At 35.6% G+C, this 12521-nt stretch carries 26 protein-coding genes; 17 read left to right on the forward strand and 9 right to left on the reverse strand.

Annotation, left to right across the window (positions count from 1 at the left end; translation table 11 throughout):
* Positions 1–438 precede the first annotated feature (438 nt).
* The 7 genes from SIB53_RS09355 (at position 439) to SIB53_RS09385 (ending at position 3502) form a co-directional block, all read left to right on the forward strand.
* Positions 439–633: a hypothetical protein gene (locus SIB53_RS09355; RefSeq protein WP_036904235.1), complete on the forward strand. Its 195-nt coding sequence runs from the start codon at positions 439–441 to the stop codon at positions 631–633.
* Positions 634–810, forward strand: coding sequence for a hypothetical protein (locus SIB53_RS09360; RefSeq protein ID WP_011294556.1), 177 nt, complete (start codon positions 634–636; stop codon positions 808–810). It begins immediately after the preceding gene.
* 297 nt (positions 811–1107) lie between these two features.
* A complete protein-coding gene (locus SIB53_RS09365; protein WP_413677938.1) occupies positions 1108–1353 on the forward strand; it encodes a hypothetical protein in 246 nt (81 codons plus the stop codon).
* 70 nt (positions 1354–1423) lie between these two features.
* Positions 1424–1834 carry a hypothetical protein gene (locus SIB53_RS09370; protein ID WP_011823830.1) on the forward strand — a complete coding sequence of 137 codons (411 nt, stop codon included), beginning with the start codon at positions 1424–1426 and terminating at the stop codon, positions 1832–1834.
* Between the two features lie 87 nt (positions 1835–1921).
* On the forward strand, positions 1922–2263 hold the full coding sequence (locus SIB53_RS09375; RefSeq protein ID WP_413677939.1) for a DUF1330 domain-containing protein: 342 nt from the start codon (positions 1922–1924) through the stop codon (positions 2261–2263).
* Positions 2264–2356: 93 nt separating this feature from the next.
* Entirely contained in the window at positions 2357–3205 is an 849-nt protein-coding gene (locus SIB53_RS09380; RefSeq protein ID WP_413677940.1) for an LOG family protein, read from the forward strand.
* A gap of 15 nt (positions 3206–3220) precedes the next feature.
* Positions 3221–3502: a hypothetical protein gene (locus SIB53_RS09385; protein WP_413677941.1), complete on the forward strand. Its 282-nt coding sequence runs from the start codon at positions 3221–3223 to the stop codon at positions 3500–3502.
* Here SIB53_RS09385 and SIB53_RS09390 read toward each other — a convergent pair.
* Positions 3479–3889 (reverse strand): MAPEG family protein, encoded by a 411-nt coding sequence (locus tag SIB53_RS09390; RefSeq protein ID WP_036904254.1) that lies wholly within the window; start codon positions 3887–3889, stop codon positions 3479–3481. The genes SIB53_RS09385 and SIB53_RS09390 overlap by 24 nt on opposite strands.
* Positions 3890–4100: 211 nt before the next feature.
* Here SIB53_RS09390 and SIB53_RS09395 point away from each other — a divergent pair, with 211 nt between their 5' ends.
* Entirely contained in the window at positions 4101–4265 is a 165-nt protein-coding gene (locus tag SIB53_RS09395) for a hypothetical protein (RefSeq protein WP_011294970.1), read from the forward strand.
* Positions 4266–4273: 8 nt separating this feature from the next.
* Positions 4274–4471: a hypothetical protein gene (locus SIB53_RS09400; RefSeq protein WP_413677942.1), complete on the forward strand. Its 198-nt coding sequence runs from the start codon at positions 4274–4276 to the stop codon at positions 4469–4471.
* A 12-nt stretch (positions 4472–4483) separates the two neighbouring features.
* On the opposite strand, the gene SIB53_RS09405 is transcribed toward SIB53_RS09400, so the two are convergent.
* The gene (locus SIB53_RS09405; RefSeq protein ID WP_413677943.1) at positions 4484–4744 is read right to left on the reverse strand and encodes a hypothetical protein; all 261 of its coding nucleotides are present in this window, start codon (positions 4742–4744) and stop codon (positions 4484–4486) included.
* A gap of 62 nt (positions 4745–4806) precedes the next feature.
* Entirely contained in the window at positions 4807–4968 is a 162-nt protein-coding gene (locus tag SIB53_RS09410; protein ID WP_413390657.1) for a hypothetical protein, read from the reverse strand.
* Positions 4969–5161: 193 nt separating this feature from the next.
* Here SIB53_RS09410 and SIB53_RS09415 point away from each other — a divergent pair, with 193 nt between their 5' ends.
* Positions 5162–5296 carry a hypothetical protein gene (locus SIB53_RS09415; RefSeq protein ID WP_413677944.1) on the forward strand — a complete coding sequence of 45 codons (135 nt, stop codon included), beginning with the start codon at positions 5162–5164 and terminating at the stop codon, positions 5294–5296.
* A gap of 129 nt (positions 5297–5425) precedes the next feature.
* Here SIB53_RS09415 and SIB53_RS09420 read toward each other — a convergent pair whose 3' ends face one another.
* Positions 5426–5713, reverse strand: a complete 288-nt coding sequence (locus SIB53_RS09420) for a hypothetical protein (RefSeq protein WP_413677945.1) — start codon at positions 5711–5713, stop codon at positions 5426–5428.
* A 156-nt stretch (positions 5714–5869) separates the two neighbouring features.
* Between SIB53_RS09420 and SIB53_RS09425 the strand changes: the two genes are divergently transcribed.
* Positions 5870–6028, forward strand: a complete 159-nt coding sequence (locus tag SIB53_RS09425) for a hypothetical protein (protein WP_413677946.1) — start codon at positions 5870–5872, stop codon at positions 6026–6028.
* 21 nt (positions 6029–6049) lie between these two features.
* Here the strand turns inward: SIB53_RS09425 and SIB53_RS09430 are convergent, their stop codons facing one another.
* Positions 6050–6205 (reverse strand): hypothetical protein, encoded by a 156-nt coding sequence (locus SIB53_RS09430; RefSeq protein ID WP_413677947.1) that lies wholly within the window; start codon positions 6203–6205, stop codon positions 6050–6052.
* A 127-nt stretch (positions 6206–6332) separates the two neighbouring features.
* Between SIB53_RS09430 and SIB53_RS09435 the strand changes: the two genes are divergently transcribed.
* Positions 6333–6500 (forward strand): hypothetical protein, encoded by a 168-nt coding sequence (locus SIB53_RS09435; protein ID WP_257473357.1) that lies wholly within the window; start codon positions 6333–6335, stop codon positions 6498–6500.
* A 70-nt stretch (positions 6501–6570) separates the two neighbouring features.
* Positions 6571–6867 (forward strand): hypothetical protein, encoded by a 297-nt coding sequence (locus SIB53_RS09440; RefSeq protein ID WP_413677948.1) that lies wholly within the window; start codon positions 6571–6573, stop codon positions 6865–6867.
* 113 nt (positions 6868–6980) lie between these two features.
* On the opposite strand, the gene SIB53_RS09445 is transcribed toward SIB53_RS09440, so the two are convergent.
* A complete protein-coding gene (locus tag SIB53_RS09445; RefSeq protein ID WP_413677949.1) occupies positions 6981–7499 on the reverse strand; it encodes a hypothetical protein in 519 nt (172 codons plus the stop codon).
* Positions 7500–7608: 109 nt separating this feature from the next.
* Between SIB53_RS09445 and SIB53_RS09450 the strand changes: the two genes are divergently transcribed.
* Positions 7609–7860, forward strand: a complete 252-nt coding sequence (locus SIB53_RS09450; RefSeq protein WP_413677950.1) for a hypothetical protein — start codon at positions 7609–7611, stop codon at positions 7858–7860.
* 80 nt (positions 7861–7940) lie between these two features.
* Here the strand turns inward: SIB53_RS09450 and SIB53_RS09455 are convergent, their stop codons facing one another.
* On the reverse strand, positions 7941–8141 hold the full coding sequence (locus SIB53_RS09455) for a hypothetical protein (protein ID WP_413677951.1): 201 nt from the start codon (positions 8139–8141) through the stop codon (positions 7941–7943).
* A 711-nt stretch (positions 8142–8852) separates the two neighbouring features.
* Here SIB53_RS09455 and SIB53_RS09460 point away from each other — a divergent pair.
* Positions 8853–9713: a PD-(D/E)XK nuclease family protein gene (locus tag SIB53_RS09460; protein WP_413677952.1), complete on the forward strand. Its 861-nt coding sequence runs from the start codon at positions 8853–8855 to the stop codon at positions 9711–9713.
* 57 nt (positions 9714–9770) lie between these two features.
* Positions 9771–10409 (forward strand): SOS response-associated peptidase, encoded by a 639-nt coding sequence (locus SIB53_RS09465; RefSeq protein ID WP_413677953.1) that lies wholly within the window; start codon positions 9771–9773, stop codon positions 10407–10409.
* Between the two features lie 59 nt (positions 10410–10468).
* Here the strand turns inward: SIB53_RS09465 and SIB53_RS09470 are convergent, their stop codons facing one another.
* On the reverse strand, positions 10469–10642 hold the full coding sequence (locus SIB53_RS09470) for a hypothetical protein (RefSeq protein WP_187152579.1): 174 nt from the start codon (positions 10640–10642) through the stop codon (positions 10469–10471).
* Positions 10643–11024: 382 nt separating this feature from the next.
* Here SIB53_RS09470 and SIB53_RS09475 point away from each other — a divergent pair, with 382 nt between their 5' ends.
* Entirely contained in the window at positions 11025–11528 is a 504-nt protein-coding gene (locus tag SIB53_RS09475) for a hypothetical protein (RefSeq protein WP_413677954.1), read from the forward strand.
* A gap of 119 nt (positions 11529–11647) precedes the next feature.
* Here the strand turns inward: SIB53_RS09475 and SIB53_RS09480 are convergent, their stop codons facing one another.
* Positions 11648–11845, reverse strand: a complete 198-nt coding sequence (locus SIB53_RS09480; protein WP_413677955.1) for a hypothetical protein — start codon at positions 11843–11845, stop codon at positions 11648–11650.
* Positions 11846–12521: the final 676 nt, after the last annotated feature.

A 12521-nucleotide genomic window follows, 5' to 3' on the forward strand; every position in this document is an offset into this window, starting at 1 on the left:
ATAATCTCTTTTAATTAGACATTTAAAAAGGGCCTCAGGGAGGCCCTTTTCCTTTACCGATTCTTTGGAAGCTTCTGGATATTGGTGGCCTGGGGCCAAGTGTCTAGTAGAAAGGCTTTTTACTCCGTTAGGGCACCTAAACGATGCAGAGGAGTTTCGACTGAATTGACGCACCTATATCATTGATCCTTGTCGCATCAGACGAATAGCCCACTTATTCATTGAGAATGTTGGAGCAGGAACCAGAATTCAGTTCGCTTCTCTTAAATACTCAGGTGGAGTGTCGACCATTAATGGTGCCTCTTAACTCAACACACGTATCTTTGCTCTATTCGCACCTCAACGCAATCAGCCTTAATGCCCATTGCTTTTCCACTACACCTGATCAAAAATAGTAAGTTTGGGGTCTAGCTAAGATCTATTCAATAAATCAAAAACATGAATCAGTCTCCAGAGAAAGAGAAGGGAATGAGCTTTATTAAAAAAGCTGGTAAATGGGCTCCATTAGTTGGAGGAGCATGGATTGTTCTGAATATTGTTGTTCCATTAGCTCTTCTTCGTATTCCCGCAGTCCAAAAATACTTAGTAGTACTTGAAGACAAACTCCCATTTGATATTCCAGGTATTGGTTAGATGGCAACAGAAATTATTTGTTTTTTCTTGCTTGGTATTGCAGCACTGCTTCTAAATGCTGGACTCGACGCTCAAGTTCTTCCACTCTTTTGGCTAATTCTTCCATTAGTAATCAAATTAAGTTTCGACAATATAACCAGAAAGAAAGCTCTCCTCATCAACAAAAAAACAAAATAAGGGCTAAGGTCGTGAAAAATTAGCCGAAAAGCTTTGAACGAGTTACAAGCATTGACGCTATCAGGAGCATTAGCTGTATTTGCTATCACCTGGCTATTTTTTGGTTTTGGGGATGATGATGATGATGGAGGCGGGATGATGAGACCTGTCAGACAAAATGCCGATTAAACATCAGTAGGGAATAAGGAAGAGAAAAGCCTCAATTTAGAGAAGACAATATAAAAGATATTTTTACAAGTCCTAAAGCTAATCAACCTTCTGATCAAGCATTAGCCTAAGTAATGAGAGCATGTGTATATGAAAAATTTTCTAATCAAATTAGTTTTATTCGTATTCATTGTTTTCTCTGGATTGAATAGTGCTGAGGCAGTAATACAAGGCTGGGTTCCACCAGAGGATTATGGAGAAGGAGACTCATATGAAATGGAAATGGAAACCGAAGAAGAAGCTGTAGAAATGGAGTCACAAACTAAAGAGTTGAGTATGGAGGATATTTTTGGGGATGAACAAGTTTTTCCTTTTCCACCTGGCCTAGGCAATTAATCAAAACGCAAACATTCGCTTTAGTAAGGTAGATACAGATAACTATCTAACTTTTAAGTTTGTTGAACTAATGGCAGCAATAAAAAAAGACTCAGAGCCTCTAGATAACTTATCCAGTCAAGAGATAGAGGATATTGTCAGATCAAACGAAATTTTGGATCAAGAAAATGAAAGACTAATCAAAGAAGAAGAAATAGAGGCACAAAGATTCTCAAAAACAAAATCTACAAAAAGATTGCTTAGACGATTAAGAAGATCTCCACTTGAAGTAATAAATCGATCACTCTTTTTTGTATTCATTGGTAGTTTTATCTTCTCCTTTGTCTCTGTGTACTCAATCAACAAGTTGTGGTTTGTTTTTTATGTCATCAGTGCCTTCTCATGTGTTTTATACACTCCAAATAGACAAGCCCTAAAGGAACTAATTGCAGCATGGCCAAATATCGAAGATCTTTTAAAAAAAAGAAGTCTATGGAAATAAATTATTGAAACTTATAGGCCATTGATTTGAAAATTATTTTTTGAGCTAAGTCTGATCTATCCTAAATTTATAATTAATTAAAAGATAATGGATAAGAAAGAAGCCAAAGGGTACTGGATCTCAACTGCAAAGGTTATTAATCACGAATTATTTAATGAATATGTTGAAAAAGTTGGGCCATGGCTCAAAGAAAATGGTGGGGAGGTATTTGCGAAAGATACAGACCCAATAGGAAAAGAAAAAACTGAAGATTCAAACCTAGCCGTCATTTGTGAATTCCCATCAATGCGAATAGCAGTAGAAGCTTATGAATCCAGTGAATATCAAGAGCTATCAAAGCTACGTACAGCCGCGACAGTTAATTCTACTTTCACAATCATGGAGGGAATGGACGAGGCGACAAAACTTAGAAGAGCAATGGGAATGTAGATAATGGCATCAGCTACTTCACCATTCATTTCACATGGTTGGATGAATTGATCTAATTCCTTATCGCATTAAAACTCAAGGAGGCATATTTTGATGAGTACTCAAAATAGAAGTGACAATCAAAAACTAGTCAGGAAAAACCTTGAATTAATTATTAGTTCGAACAATTACCAATTAGCCCATGAAGATAGAGAGTTACTCAATAGTGATGAAATGAGAGGAGTGCGAATGCTTCTAGAAATTAATAAACCAGAAAAAATCCTAGAAGAACAAAATATTTTATCAACAATCATCGTCTTTGGAGGAGCGAGCCTTTCCGATAAAAGCTCTATAAATAACAAACTTGAACTAGCGAAGAACTCTCTCACCAAAGATCCGAGCTCATCTGATTTACAGAGAGAAATAACACGTCTAAAGAATTTACAATCGATATCTCATTACTACGATTCGGCCAGAGAATTCGCAAAGATTGTCTCCAGACAAAACCAAAAAGAACACTGCAATTCACATGTAATTGTCACTGGTGGCGGCCCAGGGATTATGGAGGCTGCCAACAGAGGCGCTTTTGATGCCGACTGTAAATCCATAGGTTTAAATATAAGTCTCCCAAACGAACAACATCCCAATGCTTATATCACTCCTGGGCTTTGCTTCAAATTTAATTATTTCGCCTTACGAAAATTTCATTTTGTGATGCGATCAGTTGCAGCTGTCTTTTTCCCTGGGGGATTTGGAACATTTGATGAACTCTTTGAATTACTAACTCTTCGTCAAACAGGAATGAAAACACAAATCCCAATTATTCTATTTGGTCGAGATTATTGGTCGAAAGTGATCAACTTTCAATTTCTTTCAGACCATGGACTCATCTCAGATGAGCACATGAATCTCTTTCAATACGCCGATAGTGCTTCAGAAGCATGGGACATTATCCAACAATAAACGTATCATCTGATAATGGATTGGAAAACATCACTAGATTGGTATTGTTCAGGCAACATTCTCGAGGAAGAGGATCTTGAGCTTTTAGAAAAACATTATCAACAGGTAATCAAAGAAATCGATACGAATCTCTCCCTTGAACTAGCTCCAAAACATATTTGTAATCAAACCAATATTCCAGAGGGAAGTTCTTGGTTTACAGCAGTAGCAGTTGTACTTGATCGATTAAATCCTGTTAAGACTGGCAAGCCAAGAAGTTTAATCGTTGATCAATTAAGAAGAAAGCAAAGCAGTTAAGCCCTCTTTATACAAAAGAGTTGAACATAAAAGACCCGATGCCCAACAAAGTCCTCTAGCAGGAGGAATATCGCCAACATAAGCACCGATATAGATAAACCTGACAATTGGGTGAACCCACGCAGCTATTACGGCCACAGGAGAGACAACACCAGCAATAAGACATAGCAGACATGCAGGAGCGTGAAGAGTGATACTCTCCCAGCAATTTTGATGACACCAGACAGCTCTTTTACCAAAATCGGGAAGCTCATCAAATAAAGCTCTTGGCGCACTCATATTCTCAGCTGAATAACCAGCCTTAACTCGGCCATATGTTAGTGGTCCAATTGAAATCAAGACCACAACGGCAGAAAGGCATAGGCTCCAAGCAAAAGCTGTTTCCATGGATTAAAAAATGATATTTCGAGCTTAAGTGAGGCAGTTTCAAATTGCGGATTAAAAATCTGTGTTGAAGATTGCTTTTAAAACAAGTTGTACAAACCAAGTTTTCAAAAAGATGATAAAAAAACAATATTTAGTTCGTAAACTTGTTATTCTCTAGAAGTCATAGAGAGTTCAGCTCGACTAAAACATCCATTCTTAAAATAATCCAACCATGGACTGGGATTCTGCAAAACAACATTGCACTGAGCGAAACTGGCAATGGTCATTGGAATTAATCAATCAGGCTCAAAAAGAGATGCAAGATTTAGAAACGAAACTAAAAAAATGTGAGGATCAACAGAAAGCGAATCGTTTATATAACGCCTGTAATTACTAATGGAAGAAATGAGCGCAACAATAGTTCCATTGGGTTCACTTGCACTTATATTTGCTGTGATTTCAATCCTTATCTTCCTTAGGAAAGCAAGTATCGCAAGACAAGCTGATGAGACTATAAAAAATAGAATGGAAGCAAAAAGAAATGAAAAGATCGAATCTCTTGAAGAACAAAAAAAACGTTTGGAACTTTTGCTTAGAAAATAAAAAAATACTGACCTACAAATTTTCGTCGCTTATTTTGCCAATTCGTTTGATCGGATTAGACCCATCTCTATGATTTGCTGGATCAAATGGAAAATTTGTATCTGGGCCTAAAAGATCATCAATACTTTTTGAATCCATTGAGCCTTTAGCAGTTTCATTATCAACATCGGATATCATTAAAACCGGTTGCGCTTCAACTGACTGGGAGCAAACACTTATTATTAAAAATAGGGAAAGAAATAATCCAAACCAAGTTTTAATAACACTTTTCATTGAGAAGTAAAAGATTAACTATTTGATGAAGAAAAGTATATTTCTTAATGGCCTATCAACTATTAGTCCTCAAAAATAAGACATGCAGGTGAGGAAGGATTTAAAGCACACTCTCTCTCCCAGTATGAAGCGATCGCTGTCATTCCTCTTTTGACCGCCTCGTGTTTTCTACCTATGTCACCCATATTTTCTCTGGGGACACTAAATGAAGTTTGAAGTTTCATAGTTTTCCTCTTCAATTAATATCGGTATAAACCATCAAGAAGGCCTATGGCAAGTGAATTTATCCTCATCTTTCTCTTAAATTATTTTAGACTCATCAATTAAAATATTTTTAATCTGGGAAACTCAATTTCGACATCTGATGAGCTGCTTAAAAAAAGCAAAATCAACCCAAGCAATTAAGGGTTATAACAAGTGACTTCAACAATAATATCAATAATGACATTAGGCATCGCTATTATGGGAATTTCAGTTTGGTGGGTCACAACCACCCTCAAAGAAGGTAACAAGGCACTTGAAGAAAGCAAAAAAAAGAATCTAGACAATTAACACTTTCATAGATTTAGGTACAAAGAAAGCAATGCTTTAAGAAAAACCATTTGAACATCTAGTAAATAAAAGCACCTCCACTATTTAAGTGGAGGTGCTAAGAAACACATTGCTCAGACCAACTAACAGTTACTTCTTATTAAGGGCAGCCTTAACCTTTGTGGGAGACAAAGCCTTAAGTTCCTCTTTTATCTCATTTTGACGTTCATCAAGAACTTTAATACGAGCTTGATAGCTCTCTTCTAGTCTTTTTCTGGAGTCCTCGATGTCGTCGAGTTCCTCTTGACGTTGATTACGCTTAAGCTCTTCAAGCTGACTATCAGAAACCACATAAACAGTTCTGGTAGGAGCAATTAAAGAATCAGAGAAAAAAGTATCGAAGAGTGAAGTGTACATAACTTTTCTTTCGGAGTACACAACTACTCTGTCCTAAAGTAATTCGGTTAGGGATGAGGCATACCGTAGAAATTGATTCGGTAAATACAACTCACTTCGGTTGCTACTACTAAAAAGTTAGGTATACCGACCTCTAAAATTTTTCACAAAGCGTCTCTTGAAAGAGATAACAAAATAATGGCTACATATTCACTCTTACTTGGAATCCTCGTGATAATCATTTCATGGAAATTATTCAATGACTGGGCTTCTGGCCTGGCAGGATTTATTTATGGAGGCATCTTATTTTGGAGTATCAAATTATTTGTTCAACTCATTAATGCTTTATTTAGATAAAAAATGATGTCTCCATTGATATCAAATGAAACTACTGAAACCATGTTTTAAACCCCAAAAGATAGTCACCAAAATTGCTGACAAAGGTAGTGCGATGGCAAGTGTGATATTGATTGTTCTAAAAATCTTCCCAACTCCATTACTCTTATCTTTATAAGGATCTACGATAAGTGGCATAGCGAATACGTATTTTTTTTATTTATAGGCGCAATTTCCATTCAATTGGTTAGATTGTCGTAATTATCGAGACAGTCTCATGTATTTATTAGGTCTTGGACTATTAGTTTTAAGCACTTGGTATCTTATGAAGCTATACACAAATTTCAATAACGATCCGATAGCAAAGAAAGAAATCGACAATGCATGGCAAGAAGCAAAGAAAGAGGCAAAAGGTAAAAATCCTTTTGCACCAGGAAGAATTAAAGAGGCTCTCAATGCATATAAAGCTGATATGAATAAAAAAGACAACTAAAAGATAGAAAATCCAAAGAGACCAAAATATTTCTAAAAAGTAGTTAAATTAGTTTTTTATAGATTTAGTAGTGACGCCCTCATTAGTTCTTATGGATTATGTAGACAGAAAGACATTGAATAACGAACAACTAGAATATCTCGAGCAAGTTTTAAAAGCATCAATTCAGAAATTGAAATTCACGGGTATCGAACCTGTAATTGCTAATAATGAAATATGTGATGCAGCTCTCATTTCCCAGGGTTCCTATGAAATAAGTTGTATTGCGTCCATACTTGATATGCTTCAGCCAACAGAAAAAGCAATGGAGCGCAAAAAAAAGGTATTCAACGCTCTATGCAATGCAGGTTTAATAGTTACTGATTAAAGAAAAAGATCTACCTGAGCAAACAGATCCAAGCAAATATTCACAAGATATCTAAAAAAAATACCAGTGAGAGGCATTGAACCTCTCATGCCGCCTGAGGGTCTGGGGAAGCTTTATTTAGCAGCTTCAGGTGCTTTTCTGGCTTTGCGTGCACGTCTAGCAGGTCTACCAGCACTTGGCTTAACAACTGCAGAAACCTCAGCTTTAGCTTTGGCTGCAGCCTTTTTAGCTACTGGCTTTTTAGCTACTGCTTTCTTTGCTGTTGCCTTTTTAGCTACAGGCTTTTTAGCTACTGCTTTTTTAGCGGTGCTTTTTTTTGCCGCAGCAGCTTTGGGAGCAGAGCCTTTACGTGTGCGATGAGAAAGAATTAAAGCCCATTCATCAGCGCTAATATTTGCTGGCTTATTTCCATGAACCTCAGAAACTTTAGCTGCTTTTTCGATATCTTTAATTAGGTTTTTCCAAGAAGCTGCGTAACGTTTATCAGACTGAGATTTAGCACCGCTCTCAACAAGGGTTTCAACGACTTGAGAAGCAGTTACCTTCTTACGACGTCTGTTAAAGATCTCCTTTTGCAAGGTAGCAATCAAGGCATCACCTTTAGCACTAACTTTGATGGATAACTGAGACATAACTCAATAATTACTTTCATAATACATCTATCACATATAGGGTATTTAATTCAATAGTCAATGGTTAATCGACTACTAAATTTTCATATATCTATCAATATCAATTAAAGTGACACCTTCAAATAATTGGATCTTGACTATAAAGCCATATCAAGTGGGTGAGAGAAAAACAAAAAACGAATATAAAACAAGGCTAGTCAACAAAGCTAATAGAGCTCATATGCTGATCAAAGATGGCATGGGAACACTAATAAGCGATTTGATCTATTCAAAGTTTCAGGCCACCTCTGGACACCAACCAATCTATTTCACTCGTTGCCGCATCCAAAGAAGACAACGTGAAATCAAATGGTCTCCATGAGGAATAAGACGACGACGAACATGACACGAAAGAATTATTCTGCAAAGCTTGTCGCTGAAATAATTGAAAATGTTGACATGTCATGCAAACGCAAGCTGAACATGTTTTATTGAGAATCGCCTTCTCAAGGAATTAACACTCTTCTTCTTGACCGAAGATCTGATCGGAGCAAGTTTCTTTGGGGTGAGTCGTAGACATTGACCAATTCCAATAGGTTGGGCTACGGCAGATACCCATACTTCAGCCTTAAAGACAGCATACGGAGACGCAGATAAAGTCATTTACCTTTAGCAGTACACATGTACTAGCAAGAATCAATAGGTAATGTCAAGTTATATATTTCAAAATATCTAAAATATGTCGCATGCAATACCAACAATCGAACAAGCATGATGCTCAAACACGATGAATATTTCAAGACATAAAGGCTAATTAAAAATAAAAAAAACGGATAGGTCCACCACAAAACAAAAAAGCAATAAAAAAAGCCCTCATCTCATGAGGGCAAAATAAACTGCTGAAGGATCCCCATCACCCAGCTTTTCAAAAATAATAATCAAATCAATCAGATTAGGCAACATTAAAGCACCATATGTTTTATCTCGGGCTTAAATGAACACCATCTATAGGGGGGGTTGATTTATATGGAAAATAGGGTTAGAAATAGTATCCCCATCACCCAGACCCGTAGGACACCATACCTAGGGTCTTTTTTATTGGAAAACCTTTTATAGAGGGATTTCGTCAATATTAAGAATATAGAAGCTGTGGAAAACTTTTGTTATTTGAATGAATTTGCGAGCTATAAAAATATGTCCTTACCTAAATCTTCGAAAAGTAGCTTATAAAGGTTTAAAAACGATTAATTGAAAAATCCTTCTCAATTAAGTAAAAAGGTTCTAAATCTTTTAATTGATAGGAAAAGACAATTGGGATAAAGAAATTAAATCTATCGAATAAATCCAGTTGAAATCTTTATGTGATTACACAAAATGATTGATCTCAAAAGAAATAGCAAAAAAGAACCAATTGAAGCCACAGGCCTTCGAAGTCGTAAGTCTTCTCTATATAAGCCAAATCAACAAGAAGATTTCAAAATTAGTAGAGGTCGTTTCTCAAATTTTCTGACGTGTCAAAGGTGCTTTTATCTCGATAGGGTAAGAGGTCTTGATCCTCCTGGGACACCAGGTTGGACTCTCAATGAAACCACTGACCTATTACTAAAAAAAGAATTTGACGATTGCAGACAAAAGCAGGTTCCACACAGAATATTTGCATCTAATGGACTATCTCATGTTGTTCCATTTGATCATCCTGAAATAGATAACTGGAGAAACTCTCTTCATCGGGGACTAATGCATCGTTACAAGGATACCGGAATAATTTTGACCGGAGGTGTAGACGATATTTGGCAAGACACTATTACAAGACAACTAATAATTGTGGATTACAAATCACAAGCAAAAAACGGACGAGTTGATAAGAAAGATTATTTAGAGGATCCTTTTCATGAGGCCTATAAAATTCAAATGGACTTTTATGCTTACTTACTCTCGGGGATGGGTTTTAGTGTTCATCCAATATCTTATTTTCTAGTTTGCAATGCAAAAAGGGATGAAGATGAATTTAATAAGACCATGCGTTTCGATGAATATCTTGTTCCCTACAAATGGAGAAATGATTGGATAGAGAGTCGACTAGATGAAATGGTCACACTAATGAATCAATCAGAGATTCCAGAATCAAATCCTTCATGCAAGAACTGCGCCTATGCGGATCAATATTCGAAAATACTATTTTCAGGAAATTCAAGTAAAAAAGAAATTACACAAGGAACTTTGCCATTATTTTAAGAAAGCTAATAGTTTTAAAGATGATTCTGATCAAAAAGCGTCTGAAGGATTAATGGGATGTGCGGAAGATATCAGCTATTAACAAAATTTATAAATTTACCAGATCTTTTAAAAAAAGATGTGCCAAGGGGATTGAGTCAAAATTATGAACCACAAATATTAATCAAACCAGGTTCTCCAATTCTTGTTCTTAAGAATGAAGGCAAGACACACACATCCATAATGCTATGGGGGTTTATATCTGAGTGGAGTAAAGACCCTTTTGACAACACAAGGCCAAAGCCATTTAACGCGAGATCAGAAAGTGTTGAAGAGAAGAAACTTTTTCGTGCAAGCTGGAGGCATAAGAGATGTTTGATACCAGCCAGTGGTTTTCTAGAAAAAGGTCACCTAATAGGTAGAAAAGATTCTCAAACTTTCTGGTTAGGAGGACTTTGGAATCGTTGGATGTCTAAAGAAGGATGTGAACTAGAGAGCTGTTGTGTGTTAACGACCGAACCAAATGATTTAGTCAAACAATTTCATAATCGTATGCCCGTTATTATTCCAAATGGGCTAGAAGAAGAATGGATCTGTTCAGTTAAAAATTCTCAAGACCTTAAAGCTTTAAAACCGCTAATGACTAAATGGGACCCAGAAGAATGGACAGCCGAGCCAATAAACAAACCTAATGCCGACCAATTATCCTTCCTATAAAATCAAGACAAAAAAAGGGCTTATACAAGCCCTTTTTTACATTTTATAAGATCAGGACTTCAATGATCGTGATGCACTTCTGCCGAGCTAGGCATTTCATGGGCAGAAGACAATTTCTTCAATGATTGAGATCCACAAATAGCAGACAGAGCGATAACAACCAAGGATGCAGTGCTTAACAACTGAAGCACTATCGGGAGATGTGAATTAATTCTTTCTCTAAAGGTAGTCATTTGGGAAGTTAATTAACACTCCATTCAAACAAAAAGAATAAGCACCGTCCATAGTTTGAATATTATGAACTAAATAGCTAAAAGCAAAAAAATAAGCATAAATAAATTTAGTCCTACTGTTAAGAGTGATGTACTTGGTTTAACTTCATTAGCCAAAACTAGGGACTCACTCTCTTATTGATTTCTAATTATGACCTAAATATTTAAAAGTCTCATAAGATACATAACTAAAATTAGATATTGAAAGAAAGCCCATAAATAAATAAATGTACAATTAAGCCAATGATTAACTCAAAACTACTCATGGCTGAAAAATTAATAAAGCCTAAAACCACTAGACATCAGATATCTGATTAAAATTAGCCAAACAAAATTAATTGTGATGGACAGAAATAAAATGGATCTTCCTTCTCTAGACAAGCTTAAAGAATTAGAAAAAAGCGCAAGAGTAGATGGGAGTGGCATTGAATTTGACTCTCTATTAGGACGATGGAAATTTAATTCAGTTTGGAAGCAGGGATCAGATACAGAAGACACGATTTCAAGCACTTTGCTACAGGTTCTTTCAGCCAGTCTAGAGTTGAAGAAAGATACACAGAATCCAGAAGAAGAGAAATTTACTATCGCCAACGCAATTAAATTTGGATTACTAACCCTGAGATTCAGTGGCTACGCAAATTTAGAAAGGAAGCAGCCATTATTACCCTTTTCTTTTGATTGCATTCAAATAAAACTAGCTTCATTAACTATTCTAAAGAGATCTCTACCGGCACCGGATCAAAAGAAGAGGCCGTTTTTTGCATTAATAGCTATCGACCAAAATGGTAAGTGGTTGTCTGCAAGGGGAAAGGGCGGAGGACTTGCCCTATGGGTAAAAGATAAATAAGCAATCAGCTTTGAAATACCTTAGATGTTTTGTTCAGCAAATTCTTCTAAGCATATTTTTTAATAGACAAGTCTCGGTAAAAAATTTAAAAAGCAAAATGTAACTTAGACGTAATGACATTAAGCGATAACTTTATTTCTTAGAGAAATCCTATCAATAGAATTTGGATGCTCTCGTACAAATTTATTGAACTCAATAGCTAACTGTCTAGCTTCAAAAGCATCAATGGCATAAAACCCTAATTCATGTCTTTTGTTAGCTAAATCTCGGTAGCTAACAGCGTATCTTTTGCAGGATGTAATCGGTCTTGAAGACAATTTTTTAAATATCAACAATCCACATCCTAAAAACAATGAAATAGTTCTGAAAGAAATCTACCGAACAATTTGGGATAGGAAACCGAATATAAAAAGACATAATGCTTTTGAACAATTAGATGTCAAATAATATCTGAACTAAATTCTTGATGAGGATCGTCGCAAAGTATTTTAGCTAAATTGCATTTTTTAAATTGTATAAATTTAAAAAGGCTTGAAAATTACAAAGCACCTAATTATTCAATTATTAGAAAATCTAATTACATTAATAATTTATACTTTATAGATTTGGTATTTCTCCCTACATACAGACATTAAGTAAAAGGGTAACTTTAAAAAAATTATTCAATTAATTAAAGTTATGACTTTAGATATTTACAAAGCGATTGTTAAAGCCTCCGAGCAAGGGAATTTATGGGGACTCAAACGAACTGATTACTAACTATGTTTAAATTCACCAAATTTAAGTTTATTCAACTCATTATATTATGGAATCTACCAATCCTAATTTTATTTATAGGAATAATCTCAATACCCATGGAATTATCTGATTCAATTTCAATTTTTTAACAACTCAGATCTATATACAAAAAATTTTTTTTGTATATACATAATTAATCGATAAATTTAAGCCTTAAAATCTAGATAAGCACTAGTTTTAAACAGCTTAAATGGC

The sequence above is a fragment of the Prochlorococcus sp. MIT 0916 genome (genome assembly GCF_047305155.1).
In the GTDB taxonomy this organism is placed as follows: domain Bacteria; phylum Cyanobacteriota; class Cyanobacteriia; order PCC-6307; family Cyanobiaceae; genus Prochlorococcus_B.

What these genes read in the sequence shown, in the direction of transcription:
- SIB53_RS09395 (WP_011294970.1), top strand. Translation starts at nt 4,101, where the DNA reads ATGGACTGGGATTCTGCAAAACAACATTGCACTGAGCGAAACTGGCAA.
- SIB53_RS09375 (WP_413677939.1), top strand. Translation starts at nt 1,922, where the DNA reads ATGGATAAGAAAGAAGCCAAAGGGTACTGGATCTCAACTGCAAAGGTT.
- SIB53_RS09390 (WP_036904254.1), bottom strand. Translation starts at nt 3,889, where the DNA reads ATGGAAACAGCTTTTGCTTGGAGCCTATGCCTTTCTGCCGTTGTGGTC.
- SIB53_RS09470 (WP_187152579.1), bottom strand. Translation starts at nt 10,642, where the DNA reads ATGACTACCTTTAGAGAAAGAATTAATTCACATCTCCCGATAGTGCTT.
- SIB53_RS09370 (WP_011823830.1), top strand. Translation starts at nt 1,424, where the DNA reads ATGGCAGCAATAAAAAAAGACTCAGAGCCTCTAGATAACTTATCCAGT.
- SIB53_RS09460 (WP_413677952.1), top strand. Translation starts at nt 8,853, where the DNA reads ATGATTGATCTCAAAAGAAATAGCAAAAAAGAACCAATTGAAGCCACA.
- SIB53_RS09425 (WP_413677946.1), top strand. Translation starts at nt 5,870, where the DNA reads ATGGCTACATATTCACTCTTACTTGGAATCCTCGTGATAATCATTTCA.
- SIB53_RS09385 (WP_413677941.1), top strand. Translation starts at nt 3,221, where the DNA reads ATGGATTGGAAAACATCACTAGATTGGTATTGTTCAGGCAACATTCTC.
- SIB53_RS09465 (WP_413677953.1), top strand. Translation starts at nt 9,771, where the DNA reads ATGTGCGGAAGATATCAGCTATTAACAAAATTTATAAATTTACCAGAT.
- SIB53_RS09405 (WP_413677943.1), bottom strand. Translation starts at nt 4,744, where the DNA reads ATGAAAAGTGTTATTAAAACTTGGTTTGGATTATTTCTTTCCCTATTT.
- SIB53_RS09365 (WP_413677938.1), top strand. Translation starts at nt 1,108, where the DNA reads ATGAAAAATTTTCTAATCAAATTAGTTTTATTCGTATTCATTGTTTTC.
- SIB53_RS09475 (WP_413677954.1), top strand. Translation starts at nt 11,025, where the DNA reads ATGGACAGAAATAAAATGGATCTTCCTTCTCTAGACAAGCTTAAAGAA.
- SIB53_RS09430 (WP_413677947.1), bottom strand. Translation starts at nt 6,205, where the DNA reads ATGCCACTTATCGTAGATCCTTATAAAGATAAGAGTAATGGAGTTGGG.
- SIB53_RS09410 (WP_413390657.1), bottom strand. Translation starts at nt 4,968, where the DNA reads ATGAAACTTCAAACTTCATTTAGTGTCCCCAGAGAAAATATGGGTGAC.
- SIB53_RS09400 (WP_413677942.1), top strand. Translation starts at nt 4,274, where the DNA reads ATGAGCGCAACAATAGTTCCATTGGGTTCACTTGCACTTATATTTGCT.
- SIB53_RS09455 (WP_413677951.1), bottom strand. Translation starts at nt 8,141, where the DNA reads ATGACTTTATCTGCGTCTCCGTATGCTGTCTTTAAGGCTGAAGTATGG.
- SIB53_RS09435 (WP_257473357.1), top strand. Translation starts at nt 6,333, where the DNA reads ATGAAGCTATACACAAATTTCAATAACGATCCGATAGCAAAGAAAGAA.
- SIB53_RS09380 (WP_413677940.1), top strand. Translation starts at nt 2,357, where the DNA reads ATGAGTACTCAAAATAGAAGTGACAATCAAAAACTAGTCAGGAAAAAC.
- SIB53_RS09445 (WP_413677949.1), bottom strand. Translation starts at nt 7,499, where the DNA reads ATGTCTCAGTTATCCATCAAAGTTAGTGCTAAAGGTGATGCCTTGATT.
- SIB53_RS09360 (WP_011294556.1), top strand. Translation starts at nt 634, where the DNA reads ATGGCAACAGAAATTATTTGTTTTTTCTTGCTTGGTATTGCAGCACTG.
- SIB53_RS09355 (WP_036904235.1), top strand. Translation starts at nt 439, where the DNA reads ATGAATCAGTCTCCAGAGAAAGAGAAGGGAATGAGCTTTATTAAAAAA.